Below are 13,745 nucleotides of genomic sequence, written 5' to 3' on the forward strand. Positions count from 1 at the left end.
GTGTCAAAGCCCATAGGCTTTGACCTGCTCCTGCTCCTGCTCCTGCTCCTGCTCCTGCTCCTGCTCCTGCTCCTGCTCCTGCTCCTGCTCCTGCTCCTGCTCCTGCTCCTGCTCCTGCTCCTGCTCCTGCTCCTGCTCCTGCTCCTGCATTAACAAGCTTAAGCTCTGCTTTCGATAGGGAGTGCTCTAAGCTTGATGTTACTGACACACCACTATCTATGGCATACCCCGGAAGCCTCAGGATTTTGCCGGTTTGCTTTTGACTCCCTAAACCGGGCCATATCGATGCATAGTCGATCTCGCCAGTTCAAGCCTCTTAGAGGTGTCGATACAGGGGAGATTTGGCTTGCCTTACGAGTCCCTCACGATCCATAAAGATCGCGACGGAGATGGGGCAGCGGGTTTCACAAAGCAGCGCAATGACGATAGTATTGTGCCATTACCCAGGGGCACCCGGATGCCCAGTAACCCTCGCCTAGCGGGTGAGGAGGCCGGTAGGAGCTCGGCATGGATCAGCTACGCTACAGGAACGCAGACAGACAGGGATTATATCCGGAGCATTTACTCGGGAGCTTTCGTCGTGCCTGAGATTTGACGAACATCTGACCAACTCATCTGACCAACGCCCCCGATGAGTCGCCCAGCCGAACATAATCAGACGAACAACATTTCAATAACTAAGGGATTCATGCATGAGTGAGCAGGAACAGGAATACGCTTTTCACCCAGCTGATCTAATCGAATATGCGATGGACAAACCAATTGGCGCAGCCCGCGCGGCGTTGACAATGGGGTTGGAAGAAGCTGACGTTTACCCCGATATTATCATTGGTGAACTGTCAGGGAACATGGAGTTGAATCAGCGTTTCCTGAAGAAACTCACGGGTGCCTTGCGGAAGAACCCAAATAAAATTATTGGTGATATGCCAAATCATATCAAGGCTCTTCAGTTGGAGCGCGATCTCGGATTATGACTTCCTTTAACTATTATTTTGTGGGTGGCGCACCTGGTCGGAGAGGTGTAGCTAATGTCTTTTGGTGAGAACACCATCAAGCTCCCTCCAGCCCCGGAATTCGAGCTCACGGCACTGGATATAGAAAAAGGTGAGCCAGTCCACCCTCTGGATCGTCTGCAGATCATGTCAGCAGATACTTGGGAGGTCTTTACGCTGGAGTTCGTTTCTTACCTGGGCAACGGCTACGAGTCCGTAACCCGCTGTGCTGGTGCGGGAGACAAAGGGCGTGATGTTATCGCCAAGTTTGCAACGGGGTGGGACAATTATCAATGCAAGCACTACAAAGATAAGTTGAGCGTTGCAAACGTAGTCGCGGAACTGGGTAAGCTGGTTTACTACACGTGGAGGGAAGACTACACCCTGCCGCGTGATTATCGCTTTGTTTCGCCGAAAGGATGTAGTTCTGATTGCATTGATATGCTGGTCAACAAGTCTCGCATCAAGGTCGAGATCATCAAGCGCTGGGATAAGGTCTGTAAGGATAAGATCACGAAGACAGAGTCCATTCTTCTTGAGGGTGCTCTGTTGGACTATCTCAACACCATCGACTTTTCTTTTGTTGATGAGATGTCTTCCCAGGAGTTGATTGCTAAGCATGCGCTGACACCGTATCACTCAACGCGTTTCGGGAGCTACCATCTAAAGCGACCACAGGTTCAGAAATCCGTACCTGATGCTGTTGGAGATAACGAGAAAGTCTACATTGAAGCTCTCCTGCACGCTTTCTCCGATGCCGATGGGGCAGAGTATTCACTTGATAGCGTCATGGACACTGATTACAAGGATGACTTGGAGCGAGCGAGGATTAACTTCTTCAGCGCTGAGTCGCTGGAGATGTTTTCCCGCGATGCGTTTCCTACGGGGTGCTATGAAAGCCTCAAGTGCGAGTGTCACGAAGGTGTTCACAGTGTAGTACGTAAAAAGTTCGATGATGGGTATCAACGGTTTCTCGACGTCAGCACTCACTGCGTGAAGATTCAATATGACGCCCATCCTCTACGTCATTTCTTGCAGACCTCTGATCGAAAGGGGCTATGCCACCAGTTGGTGAACGACCTCAAGTTTAAATGGATCAAGAAATAGATGATGAATTCAAAGGACTTGTACAATAGCCCTGTTGAGATTGGTGCGCGCATCGTTTTGTTGCTCGCGGGCTTGTCCCGGGAGCTTGACTTGGATGAGCTAATCTTCTTTGACTATGCGTCGATTTATAGCAGTGACTTTGAAGGGGAGCCGAGTCTGCACCCTGTCTTACTGAATCGACTTGCCGAACTGGTTCGTAGGCGAGAAATATTTCCAGGCGCGATTAAGCTATTCATTGCTAAGGGATTGATGACTTCTCGGGTTGACGAGCATGGTGTTCGCTATTCAATCACTGACCCCGGTAGGGCATTTTCCACCAAGTTGACCACTGAGTATCACGCAGATTTCAAGCAGCGTGTTTTGTGGGTCGAGAGGAATATTGATTACCTCGCGGCTCAGCGTCGCAGTATTTATAAAATTGACAGGGTGGTCTGATGTATATTGAAAGTGTGGTTGTGAGTGGCCCTGATCGGAGAGACGCTTCAGTGTATTTTACGAAGGGTGCTAATGTTGTTCAGGGTGGTTCTAATACGGGCAAATCCTACATTGTTCAGTGCATCAAATTTGCCTTGGGTTCAAATACGCCCCCAAAGACTATAGATGAGTCTTTGGGCTACACCACGGTCAGGGTTAAATTTATAAATGATGATGCGACCTCTTTTACTATTGAAAGAGGGCTTTCTGCAAGTTCAAAGCCTACCTTTTATGATGAGAGTGGGGAGGTTCAAGTTCTGGGTGTAAAGCACAACCCTACGAAAATGAATTCTATTTCCAACCAAATTTTGGACAGGTTGGGACTCAATGGAAAACTTCTGCTGAAAGGCACTACTTCGTTAAACAATGCCTCTTTCTCTCTTCGCGATTTCGAAAAAGTTTTTTTGATGGATGAAACGCGAATTGTTGCTGATTACTCTCCATTGGGTACAGGCCAAAATGATGGAGCCACTAAAGAAAAATCTATCCTAAAGCTGCTGCTCACCGGAAAAGACGACGCCGGGGTTAAACAGGCTAAGAAGGAGCTGGCGTCAAAGGGGGCGTTGAGACATCGAGTTGCTGCGGTCGAAGACATCATCAGGCAATTCTATCCGGATGATGACGCCGCTGAGGCCCTTGAGCTCCAGAAGCTCAACTCGTTTACCGCCCAGGTCGCGCTCCGACTGGGGGTGGCCGAAAATGAGCTGGAAGGTGCGTTCCATTCGAGTGAAGACCTGTTTACCCAAAAAGCCAACCAGCTCTCCGAGCTGGAGTCTGTTGAAGGCAAACTCGCAGAAGATAAGGCGCTTCTCGACCGATTCGACATGCTTGGCCAGAAGTACGAATCAGACCGCCAGCGCCTGCAGGGCATTGAGCAGGCGGCAGTTCTGCTTGATGGTTCAGACGCTGTGCTATGTCCAACCTGCGGCAACCATTTTGACTCCGAGTCATGCACGACGGACGTTGAGGATATCAAAAAAGGTGTTTCCTTCGAGTTGAACCGAATTTCGAAGAACATTCACGAGCTCGCTGAAGCCCAGGGATCCTTGACCGCAGCGATCGAACGAAACGCCTCCAGCGCTGAGGCCACCAAGACGTCCATCGCCGCACTGGAGAGGTTGATCTCATCCGAGATCCAAGATTCGGTACAGGCCGTAAGCGACCTGAAGGAGCTCGCCTCGTGCCTTAGGCAAGACAAATCTGCACTGGAACGGCGTGTAGCCGATAAGGTCAGGCTGAAGGGAGAGCTAAAACGGCTCGGTATTTTGCTGCTTGAAGAGCAAAACACCTATATGCCTGAAAGCTTTGAGGAAACAGCCCAGCCTCTGGTGAAAGAGATTGAAGCGATCTTGAAACGGTGGAGCTTCCCGAATTACAGCCCGGTAACATTCAATTTCGCAACACGAGACATCACCATTGGTGGGAGTGCGAGAGGCAATTTCGGCAAAGGGTATCGAGCGATCGCTTCAGCTGCGTTCGCGCTGGGGCTGATGAATTTGCTGAAGCTTTCTGGGCGTCATCCTGGTTTTGTCGTGCTCGATTCGCCACTGACTACGTACAAGGAAGGGGATCCGGAGCCAGGGGAGGAAGATAAAGAAGTAGCTGAGGATATGATATACGCGTTCTATCAGGACATTGCAGATAACTTCAAAGATTCTCAAGTTATCGTATTTGAGAATAAGGAGCCTGATACGGCTATCATTCCTCATTTGAATTACGAGCACTTTACTAAGAGCAGGGGGAATGGTCGATATGGCTTCTTTCCGCTAAAAAACTGATTCGATGCTGTGATGTAGTCCGTCACTCGTCAAGTGGGTGGTGATCGACTAACTTTATTTTTTGTTAGCAGTAACGCAGCTTCTGGCAGATTGAACAACGATATCGGTCAAAGCTCAAAAGTGTTCGGTCGTACGGTCTGGCTCGGTGCGATTGATGGCCGTCAATTTGAACGCAAATCGAGTCCGATGAGATCGAACTGTAAACCCAGGCTGGAGTGTGGCGAGCCCCGAGTCATGGCGTCGTCAACAATGATTAACGATAAAGCAGTGAGCGATCGCCGGTTTCACTGATTAATCCGCCTTGTCTAATCAAGATTGAGGCTGCGCGCCAGGGCTGGGTGGATGGACGGTTATGGATAGCACAATTTTGTCTCTCCCGAGCCATCGGGATACGGAGTGATTTGCATGGAATGCTTTCGAATTGATGAGAGCGGCTACACCGGATTTGACCTGTTGAACGAAGCGCAACCCTTTCAGGGGGCTTCAGCGATCGGTATCGATGACGCAGAGGCTGCGCGCCTTATTCGTGAATATTTTCCCAAGCTTCAGGCGCCTGAGCTGAAGTACCGGTCGCTCTCAAAGCGTGTAACCAACCATCCCAGGCTTCTGGGGCTAATCGGCGAACTGCTGGCCAATCACAAGTGCATTACCTACCTCTGCGACAAGCGCTTCGCATTGCTCTTGAAGTTTGTGGATTACGGGGTTGAGCCCCATTACTACGAGCGCAACATTAATTTCTACGAGGATGGGCGAAATTACGCCTTAGCGTCTGTGTTGTATTACGCAGGGGCTCGACTGTTGGGTGACGGGGCGATGGAGAACCTGGAACGTGCATTTCAAAATGCTATGAAGCTCAAAAGCCTAGCAGCGCTTTCCGATTTAGTTACCGCCGCCCGGCAGACCGATTGGAGAAAGCTCGCAGATGCTACGGGGCCTCTGGTGTACGCCGATCCTGACTGTCTGGCGGCAATTGCAACCCCAGGGGTTACAACAGACATGGCATTACCCGTTCTCATGGCGCTCATCAGTCAAATGGAGCTGATGAGTGACGGGCCGTATAGGGTTGAGCATGACCAGTCGAGGAATCTGCTGACCTACCATGATCTGCTCCAGCGTCAGATCGATCACACGGATGAGGCTGAGTTTCGGCAGTCTGCACTCGCGAGCATCCGGTATCCGCTGAGGCTGAGCGAGGTGACCCAGGTCGATTCTAAGACGAGCCCAGCCGTCCAGCTTGCGGACGTGCTCATCGGCGCCACGATTGAGTCCGCGCAACGTATGACTGGACGAATCACTGATGGATTGGATCCTCAGTGTCTGGCTGAACTGTATCGCGATGATCAGATCATCCACATGCTGCCATCCTTGGATTTGGAGGGGCAGCGTGAATTCAGGAAGGGGACTCGGGCAGCGGCGTTGATCGATTACTTCGCGGAAAATTTTTCATCGTCCCAGTGAAGCAGTTTTCGGCTCAGGAGTTCAGTTAGCCATGATGCGGCAACAGCGAGTAACGCTCAAACAGCGAGCGATAGAATGCAATCAGCACCTCCTCGGCATTAGGCTGCTGAAGCTCGTGAACACCGAAGCGATACACCTCATACCCCACCAACCTCAGAGCCCTGTCAGCTGCCATCATCTCCGCGTAGAGACGGGGATTTGAGCGCCCGTCTGTGTCGGAATAGTGGTGTTTGCCATCAATTTCGATGACAACCCTTGCTCCACCGGGAAGCAGCAGAAGGAAGTCCATGCGTGACCTTAGCAATGCCTCCTTGCCGCGCCGTGACACCGTCTGGGGATCCCAGTGAAACCAGACCTCGGGCAGCAAGACCGGAAGCTCGGGAATCGCTGTCGTGAAGGTTTTGAAGAAGCTGGTAAAGGCCAGTGCTTGAGGGGGCGATGATTTCGGCAGGCACCCTTCAAGACGTCGATACAGACTTTTCTTGGCTTGGCTTTCCTCGATGCCATGAGTCTGGGCGTACCAAGCTTGTAGGTCGCGCCACAGGAGACCAGAACTCCCTATCGGACGGTCATAGATCAGAACATCCATTGGGTCGGACATCACCTCGATATCGTTGTCCAGGGCGTTGCCCAGTCGCAGGTCTGGCTTTCTGGTAGAGGCGAAGATGAGATTCTTTGGTGCTGACTGTTTGCCTGATCCTACGTAGGCCAAGGAGGCCGTCAGGAAGGCATCTTCTCCCACCCCAACGACAATGTGGACTCCACACGCTTTGAGGGTATCGTTGACGACCGCGATGAATTTTCGTTGAGCAGGTTCGCTGGGCAATACCCGCGAGGAAGCCAAGGCTTCGACGAATCGGCCAAATCGGGCATGCGAGGACTGAAACGCTCCGAGTTTGTCAAAGAGCGTCGCCACATCCCAATCGGGATTTTCGATGTAGTGTCGAGTCGCCAGAACTCACTCAGCACTTGTTCGAACGCAGTCCTGGTCATAAACAGGTCAATGTTGTTGAGCTTTTCTGCCAGTTCTCGCCGGTAGCGACCAGGGATGACAGGCGCTGTTCCATCGTCCCACACCAGCTCTTGAAGCTGGTCTCGCTCATGAACCTCAAAGCCAATCAGCTCCAAGGCTTTCTGAGCAGCAGCCACCCGTTGTGCATCATTCGCGTCTTCTACCGCTTTCTCAAGATGGCGCCTTTTTGAGCTGTACTCACTGCAGGTATCGAGACCCAACGAGAAGAGCAGCTCAGGGATTCGCGTATCCGTGTAGTGGTCTTTCTGGTTGCCTAAGATCTGGCTGAAGGTGTCTCTCAGGCTGGTGAGGTTTTGCTGGGTTCGAGGCATGCGCAAGGGGGTGCTCCGAGGTCGTTGAAAGGATGTTATCACCACCAGTCGGAACATTGAGCAAGCCAGCATATCAATTACAACCACTGATCCTCTAACGACAAAAACCGGCCACCTGGGCCAGCTTTTTTATCCGAATTTGAAGAACTGCGCGTATGCCTGATCAAGATAGGACTTGCACATTTTTGTTACAAAAGCGTATCCCTGGTCGATCTTCATTACAGGCAGTCTGCTGGCCTTTACTTTGTCTTTAAAGCCGTGCCTGGAATCAAAGCCGGTAATAGAATAGTTGTTCGCGGTGAACGTAAAACTCTCCCGCTCCTTCTTGTCTTCGCCGATAGTGATCCCTTTAACCCTGGCATGAGAGTCAATAGTTTCCAAAAGTCGATAGTAGCCGACCCAGCTATTTTCTAACTCGAACTGTTTTAGGAGCATGTAGACATCTTCATTTTCAGTAGCCAAGATCATCAAACCAAGCCGGGCGGACATTCGAAGAGCACATTTCACCTCCTCATTCCACTTATATTGGCTGATCGCTGGGCGCCTCAGTAGGCTAAGCGGCATCATTGGTTCATGCCAGTCAAGCGGCTTGCCTTCGAGCAAGATCTTGTGAATCGTGATTGGTCTTGCGTCTCTCCAGAACAGCTTGGATGCTCCGTTGAAAAGACTAGATAGTTCGTACGAGATCTGCCATATCAGATTTTCGTCATCTTCCCCCTCAAAATAGATCGAATTGAAGCTGAAATAGTCGCTTGGGCAGTCGTTCCAGTGATCAACCCCACCCCAAATGTGAAAATACTCTGTGGTTCCTACCCGCTCGCTGAGCTCTCTCAAGTCTTGAGGGTCACCGTTCAGCATCACTTCAAAATCAGCTCGCGCTGCCATGGTCACCTCGTCCATTTTGATGGCTGGCATGCTATCAAAAAGCCGGACAGTGTCCGGCATTCCTAGGCTGCATGTTTGATTCTAGTATTAGTTCTAGTTTTGCTCGCGAGGCTTTCAAGGCGGTAATTACGGCGTTAAAAGGCCTCATTGTTCTTTTGGGGCTGGTGGTCAGACTTTGGCTATCTGCGACTTCACGGCCAGCGTCAGGGTCAGGCGCCGGTTAGTGAATGTCTTGAATAACCCCTCCTTGGTGGCTTTTGTCTGGGCCGGGGTAGGGGCTTTCCACAGGCCGAAGATGATGACCTCATCGTTCTCGGTCAGCCCATCAAACCAGCTTGCCTTGATCGCCCACACGCTCACTTCGAGGCTGATTCCGTTTGTGGTTTCGTTGGGATCTTGGGTGACCCTGAGTCTTTCGAGATTCAGGACATTGAGCTTGGGATCGTCCTTGACGCCCCGCTTGATTTTACCGACGCGCCCTTGGACGGCGATGGGGTATTGAGTCGAACTCTTTGAGACGGCGTAGTGGGCTTCCATTTGCCGTGCGTGGTCGAAGTAGAACTGGTTCCAGCCAACGGTGTTGCCTGCAAACACCAGTTCCAGGTGCTCCTCGATGTCAGCGTCTTCGTCGCACATTGCGCGCAATCTGAGGACGCGCTGTGCGGTGTTGATATAGGAAGACAGCCGATTGGATGATGGTGTGTAGCTTTTGGAGGTAGTAGGGGTTCTCTCGCCGCCGTCATCTTCCTTGAGTCGCCTAGCAGTTGCTTTCAACTCTTCTGTCACCGCGATCAGACGCATGCGGAAGCGGTTTTTCTGAACGCTTTCGACCAGGCCTTCGGAGGTGCTGGCGAGCTCAACGATTTGCTTGTCGACGCCAAAACGGCAGTTAGGGCCATGCGCTCCATTCGCTTGCAGGCGGAAGAATGCACGAACCTTAGAGGGGTTGTCGTAGCAGTCCCGAGTGAAGGAATTGACATGAATCACTGTGGCGTCGCACCGCTCACACTTCAGAGGAGCTGTTCCCATGCCCTTGGCATAGTTGTCTGCAGCCCATTTGACGCCTTTTTTGTCGAAGGCGTGGGTCATCTTGATACCGGCCATACAAATCCTTATGCGCGTGCTGCCGCCTGGCTGCGGCATAGCGTAGTGAGTCGGTTACAGCGATGAGTCGAGATTCATCTCGACATTGGTCGAGGCTAGCCGTCCGTGCTCCTTAGTGATCGGCACGGCTGAGTGTACGAGCTTCGTCACTCGAAGCCTTTGGGATCCCTCAGGAACTCTTCGGCGATGTGCAGCGCGCTGATGTGCTGCGCATGGACGATGGGATTGCCGCATGAGCAATCTGTGGTCTGCGCTTCCCGTGTCCACACTCCGCTTGCCTGCCTCCGATATGTCCAGCCCGTGATGAAGCCGGCGCCGCTCAGTCGGAGTCCTGGGTGGTTGACGGTGAGTTCACAAACCTCAAATAGGTCGGGCCCGCGAGGTATGACGCCGACGCCCTTCTGGTAGAGCGTCAGGTGATCGAGGGTTGGATGCTTGATCAACGTGTCTGCTTCGAATGCTACCGTGCCATTCTCGTTGATTAACTTCTCGATCTGAGGGAAGCGAAGGGGCTTGCTCGGGTCGGCTGAGCCATAGAGCACTATGCCCGGGATTTCGACGAAGATTCCACTGTGTGGGTTACCATCAATCGAATCCTGGGTATCCAGAATCTTTGCACCACGATAGAACGCTGTTTGCGCACCTGCGATTTTCACAAAGCTCGGATGGTATTCCGGAAGCTCCAATGTTCGCTTGAACGCAGGCAGATTTTTGAGGCTTGCTTCAGACTTGATCTCCTCCCAAGGCAAGCCCAGCAGCGATCTCAAGATCGGATCTTCTGCGGGAGAGGGAAAGAGCGTGTTCGTGCCGGTTAAGCCACGGGCAGCGGCATACGCCTGCAGAACGTCGCTCGAGACAGTGATTTGTGCGAGAAAGCAATTCTGTGGAATCGGATTGTGCAGAGGGCCGAGAAGCCAAGCTGACTGAGCCACGGTGCGCGGCCTGTAGCCCTCAACGGTCAAGGTAGCCAAGTTGACCAGGCCTACATGATTAGCGGCCTGCTTACTGAGCACATACAGATGGCCAGTGCCGATCACAGGTGCATAGCGGGCCATGCGCTTTCTGACCATCACCGCCACCTCGTCACAGTCCTCGCACAGCTCTAGAGTGGTCGCTTCAGTGTATTTGTGGCTGGCAAACCACGCGGCTACTGCTGGGCTGGAGGTGCAATCCACGTAAAACGAACGCCACCCGTAGTGTTGAAGGAGGGCCTGCTGATAGCCAAAGTCTGCTCGATGTTTAGCGATGTATGCATCCAACACGCTTTGGGAGTAGCGGCACCATTTGAGCATTTCGCTCGGTATACAACCCTTTCTATCAAAGGACGTGCCGATGGAGGGTGCTCCCACCTCACCGTAATGGGAGGTCTGGCCACGAAACAAAACATCCTCACCGAAGCTCCCAATGAGCTGGTTTAACTCGTCGACGCTTTTTGCTGCATATTGCTTCATGCTGCCTCCCCCGCGATCGCATATGCGTTCGTGATTTCCTGGGCCCTACAGATTCGCTGCAGCGAGCAGCGCAAGCCGAGACGCATTCTTGCACAGCCATGGTGTTGCTGAGGAGCTTCTCCAAGCCGTGCGGATTGAGGCCGGTAATATCAGGTTATGCCTTGGGATGCTTTCTCAGTCGCCGGTTTGATATCGTGCTAGCGGTTCGACCGCAGGTAGCCTGTCCAGAAGGAATCAGTCATGTTGATGTTTAGGAAGTACAGCCCGAGGTTCGCCAGTGAGGGGGAAATTGCTGCGCAGCGCTATGCCAACAAGCTGGTGTGGCCCGGTCGTGTGGTTTCCTTATTACTCGCGTTTCCGCTAACGCAGTGGCTTGCAGCGATCCTCGGAATCGTTTTGGGACTGATCGTCTACGCGGTAGGGGGGATTTTCGGAAGCATGAGAAAGCGCTCGCCGGGCAAACTCCTTTCTGGCGTCGGCTCTGGCTGATGAAAGGTGGTGCAACGTTCTTGGGTTGTACCGTTGTTGCTGCCGGCGTGGCGCTGGGTCAGACAGATTGGTTGGGCAAGGCGCATGCGTTTCATGAGGTCACCCAATCAGCTATGACATTCGTGACCCTTACCGAAGCGTTGTTTAAGTGAGCGACCTATGAGAGGTCGGTCGCTCCGACCTCTCATGCCCGTTCTACGGAAGCACTTCTCGCACGTTCTTCTTTCATTACAATCGTACTCAGATCGGCACAATGATCCGACTGCGAGCTACACAAACATTGTCTTTCACTGCATAGCATTCCACGTAATGATCGCCTTGGAAGGTTGAGTGCTCGGTGATTTGGCTGTGGCCGCTGTCGATACGGATTTCGCCGCGAATCATATTTCGCTCGATGGCTTGGGGGCCCACATTCTTAACCTTCCAGTAGATCTTATAGGGTGGCGGCACATCGATCTCGGCGACCCAGAATGTCAACTCACGCTGCTTCGGAATCCGGTAGGTCATGACGCGAGACATGAGATTGCGAAGTCGGTCACCCTCGTTCTTAACCGAGCAATCGATGCGTAGGGTGTACTGGATGTCGAGGCTGAATTTTTGACCGATGAACTGCTCGACGTTCTTGACGCGGTTTTCCGTGATGGCCTGCTTCTTTTCCTGCTCGACGTATTCGGGGAAATGCTCGCCAAACACCGTGCTCCACCGCTCATGGGCAGCCTCGGCATCGTCAAGAGCCTCCTGTAAGCGCCTCAGCGCCTTTTTGGCTTTGGGGTGGAAGTTTCCTGATTTATTGACGATGGAGCCGCTACCGGGTGCACGCCACTGCTCCTTCTCCTCATCGATGTCTACCAGGTACGCGAAAAAATCCCGAGTCATTTCGCTGTAAGCGGCATAGGACTTGGCGTCGTAGTCCGTGGTGCTCTTGAGGAACTGGTAGCACAGTGTATCGATGAGCATCCCCTTTACCGGCACGCCATGATCGTTCTTCCAGGCTCGCACCATTTTGCAAAGACGCTTGAGGTTATGATTTTTGTCCTGGTTTAGCGTGTTGATCTCTTCGATTTCAGCGACCGGATTGCAAGTTTCCCAGCTGCCTCCATCATTGGCATCAGGGTAGGTGTAACTGCCATCCTCATGCTCGAATGCCGGGAGCACCTCCACCACGTAGTCCGAGAAATTTATCGACACTACCTGCTGCTGGGCCCTCACCTCATGGTTCGGGAAGCGCTCTTTCAGCGCAAGCCGGATCTCACCCAGCAACGACGACTGGCTGTTGTTCTCGTAGCGCTGGAAGCGATCGTATACCGACCACGGCAGCACGAACGCCATATCCAGATCGCTCACTCCGTGGACGGCGGTATGTCGACCGTACGAGCCGACCTGGCGGCAATGCTGGGTTTCTGAGGCACTGTCGTAGTATTTTCCGTTTAGCTTCTCAGTGACCTGCCGGTAGCTTTTGGAGATCTCGTCGGCATTCTTGACCGCCAGGTTTCTACGAAACTGCTCGAAAAGCTCTTTACTCATGGGTGCAGACTTCCTTCAGTGAGAGTAGAAGTTCCGGGTGTGCGGTAAGCCATGACCCGCCCGCCAAAGCGATCAGAATCACTACGATCAGTGCGTAAGCTGAAAACGGGATTTTGTCCCTGAAGAACGTAAATTCACGGTGTTCTGCGATCCAGTCGATCTGTTGATCCCAAAAGAATTTTTTATGAGCAAGCCAGCCCGAAAACAGAATGTGCTTCCTCTGGCAGGCCGATCGGAAATCAGTGGTGATTTGATCCAGTTCGGCTTGATCGGCGGCGGTGAATTGCAGGTTGGATTTGCAACGAGCCGACATGCCCTTCAGCTGATCAAGCAACTGAGTCAGCTTGTTTCCAGCCTGGAAATATTGCTCTTTGGTGTCGGCGTAATAGGTGATGTAGAGGCTGCAGATGCCGATGACCGTGATGAGCGCTGAGACATGCTTTGCCGCCAAGAGATCGATGTAGAGCGCTAGCACACCGATCACCAAGGAAATCAGACCAATCCACCCTGGCGCTTTCTCAACGATGTCATAGGTGGAGAAGTGAAGTTTGGCTGAGTAACCGACGTCGTACGCCTTCTCGGCGATCAACTTCATTGCAACCTGCTGATCCATTTAGCTTACCTGCAGTGAGTCCCTAGAGATCGCCTGCCTACCGCAGATGTGCGATAGGCCGACGGCCCTGACGCCCTCAGATTGAGCTGGGCAGAGTGAAGAGGCGTTCCAGCGCAAGGCGATTCGTCAAGTGGCGGGGTAGATTTTAGCCACTTTATGCCATGTAATGGCCACTACATTTCTCTGTAAACATCGAATTTGAGAAGGAGCTTGCTTTGGTCGATACTACGGTTGTTGAGCGCGTTCTCTGCGTTGTTGATCCATGCCTTAGCTTCGTAGACACCTCCAAGCCTTAAAATGAGACCCATTAGGAGGTGCCATGTCTGTGTGATCGGCGATGAGATTTATAATGTGTTCAGGATGATTGTTGAGTTTGCCTTGGAAGGCTTGCTAGCTTTCATTTATAAAAAACGTCAACGCGTCATTCTTCGATTGAGATGGGTCTCTAAAATCGTTAGAGGTACGCAACTGAACATCCATTCGCTCTTGTAGGCTAGCGCAAATCATAAGGCTTCAGATCTTCTGC

General features: G+C 52.2%; 13 protein-coding genes. 6 read left to right on the forward strand and 7 right to left on the reverse strand.

The window, feature by feature from the left end:
* Positions 1-3: 3 nt before the first annotated feature.
* On the reverse strand, positions 4-156 hold the full coding sequence (locus NK667_RS04410) for a hypothetical protein (RefSeq protein ID WP_254744578.1): 153 nt from the start codon (positions 154-156) through the stop codon (positions 4-6).
* A gap of 536 nt (positions 157-692) precedes the next feature.
* Between NK667_RS04410 and NK667_RS04415 the strand changes: the two genes are divergently transcribed.
* From NK667_RS04415 to NK667_RS04435, 5 genes are all read left to right on the forward strand, one after another.
* Positions 693-974: a hypothetical protein gene (locus tag NK667_RS04415; RefSeq protein WP_054613947.1), complete on the forward strand. Its 282-nt coding sequence runs from the start codon at positions 693-695 to the stop codon at positions 972-974.
* Positions 975-1,028: 54 nt separating this feature from the next.
* Entirely contained in the window at positions 1,029-2,099 is a 1,071-nt protein-coding gene (locus NK667_RS04420) for an ABC-three component system protein (protein ID WP_054613948.1), read from the forward strand.
* Entirely contained in the window at positions 2,100-2,534 is a 435-nt protein-coding gene (locus NK667_RS04425) for an ABC-three component system middle component 2 (RefSeq protein WP_054613949.1), read from the forward strand.
* Positions 2,534-4,351 (forward strand): ATP-binding protein, encoded by a 1,818-nt coding sequence (locus NK667_RS04430; protein ID WP_054613950.1) that lies wholly within the window; start codon positions 2,534-2,536, stop codon positions 4,349-4,351. Before NK667_RS04425 ends, NK667_RS04430 begins: the two co-directional genes overlap by 1 nt.
* Positions 4,352-4,756: 405 nt before the next feature.
* Entirely contained in the window at positions 4,757-5,809 is a 1,053-nt protein-coding gene (locus NK667_RS04435; protein ID WP_054613951.1) for a DUF3800 domain-containing protein, read from the forward strand.
* A 25-nt stretch (positions 5,810-5,834) separates the two neighbouring features.
* On the opposite strand, the gene NK667_RS04440 is transcribed toward NK667_RS04435, so the two are convergent.
* The 4 genes from NK667_RS04440 to NK667_RS04455 all read right to left on the reverse strand — a co-directional run bounded on the left by NK667_RS04440 (position 5,835) and on the right by NK667_RS04455 (position 10,593).
* Entirely contained in the window at positions 5,835-6,725 is an 891-nt protein-coding gene (locus NK667_RS04440) for an AbiJ-related protein (protein ID WP_236708552.1), read from the reverse strand.
* Positions 6,726-7,282: 557 nt separating this feature from the next.
* Positions 7,283-8,098 (reverse strand): hypothetical protein, encoded by an 816-nt coding sequence (locus NK667_RS04445; RefSeq protein WP_054613952.1) that lies wholly within the window; start codon positions 8,096-8,098, stop codon positions 7,283-7,285.
* A gap of 108 nt (positions 8,099-8,206) precedes the next feature.
* Positions 8,207-9,142 (reverse strand): hypothetical protein, encoded by a 936-nt coding sequence (locus tag NK667_RS04450; RefSeq protein ID WP_054613953.1) that lies wholly within the window; start codon positions 9,140-9,142, stop codon positions 8,207-8,209.
* A 146-nt stretch (positions 9,143-9,288) separates the two neighbouring features.
* Positions 9,289-10,593 (reverse strand): FRG domain-containing protein, encoded by a 1,305-nt coding sequence (locus NK667_RS04455; protein ID WP_054613954.1) that lies wholly within the window; start codon positions 10,591-10,593, stop codon positions 9,289-9,291.
* Positions 10,594-10,833: 240 nt separating this feature from the next.
* On the opposite strand from NK667_RS04455, the gene NK667_RS04460 reads away from it, so the two are divergent.
* Positions 10,834-11,082, forward strand: a complete 249-nt coding sequence (locus tag NK667_RS04460) for a hypothetical protein (RefSeq protein WP_254744581.1) — start codon at positions 10,834-10,836, stop codon at positions 11,080-11,082.
* A gap of 240 nt (positions 11,083-11,322) precedes the next feature.
* Here NK667_RS04460 and NK667_RS04465 read toward each other — a convergent pair whose 3' ends face one another.
* On the reverse strand, positions 11,323-12,606 hold the full coding sequence (locus tag NK667_RS04465) for an SMODS domain-containing nucleotidyltransferase (protein WP_054613956.1): 1,284 nt from the start codon (positions 12,604-12,606) through the stop codon (positions 11,323-11,325).
* Positions 12,599-13,219: an SLATT domain-containing protein gene (locus NK667_RS04470; protein WP_054613957.1), complete on the reverse strand. Its 621-nt coding sequence runs from the start codon at positions 13,217-13,219 to the stop codon at positions 12,599-12,601. Before NK667_RS04470 ends, NK667_RS04465 begins: the two co-directional genes overlap by 8 nt.
* Positions 13,220-13,745: the final 526 nt, after the last annotated feature.

The organism is Pseudomonas nunensis (genome assembly GCF_024296925.1).
In the GTDB taxonomy this organism is placed as follows: Bacteria; Pseudomonadota; Gammaproteobacteria; order Pseudomonadales; family Pseudomonadaceae; genus Aquipseudomonas; species Aquipseudomonas nunensis.

Excerpts from the sequence above, each read along its gene's own strand:
- NK667_RS04415 (WP_054613947.1), top strand. The coding sequence starts at position 693 with ATGAGTGAGCAGGAACAGGAATACGCTTTTCACCCAGCTGATCTAATC.
- NK667_RS04420 (WP_054613948.1), top strand. The coding sequence starts at position 1,029 with ATGTCTTTTGGTGAGAACACCATCAAGCTCCCTCCAGCCCCGGAATTC.
- NK667_RS04425 (WP_054613949.1), top strand. The coding sequence starts at position 2,100 with ATGATGAATTCAAAGGACTTGTACAATAGCCCTGTTGAGATTGGTGCG.
- NK667_RS04430 (WP_054613950.1), top strand. The coding sequence starts at position 2,534 with ATGTATATTGAAAGTGTGGTTGTGAGTGGCCCTGATCGGAGAGACGCT.
- NK667_RS04435 (WP_054613951.1), top strand. The coding sequence starts at position 4,757 with ATGGAATGCTTTCGAATTGATGAGAGCGGCTACACCGGATTTGACCTG.
- NK667_RS04445 (WP_054613952.1), bottom strand. The coding sequence starts at position 8,098 with ATGCCGGACACTGTCCGGCTTTTTGATAGCATGCCAGCCATCAAAATG.
- NK667_RS04450 (WP_054613953.1), bottom strand. The coding sequence starts at position 9,142 with ATGGCCGGTATCAAGATGACCCACGCCTTCGACAAAAAAGGCGTCAAA.
- NK667_RS04455 (WP_054613954.1), bottom strand. The coding sequence starts at position 10,593 with ATGAAGCAATATGCAGCAAAAAGCGTCGACGAGTTAAACCAGCTCATT.
- NK667_RS04460 (WP_254744581.1), top strand. The coding sequence starts at position 10,834 with ATGTTGATGTTTAGGAAGTACAGCCCGAGGTTCGCCAGTGAGGGGGAA.
- NK667_RS04465 (WP_054613956.1), bottom strand. The coding sequence starts at position 12,606 with ATGAGTAAAGAGCTTTTCGAGCAGTTTCGTAGAAACCTGGCGGTCAAG.
- NK667_RS04470 (WP_054613957.1), bottom strand. The coding sequence starts at position 13,219 with ATGGATCAGCAGGTTGCAATGAAGTTGATCGCCGAGAAGGCGTACGAC.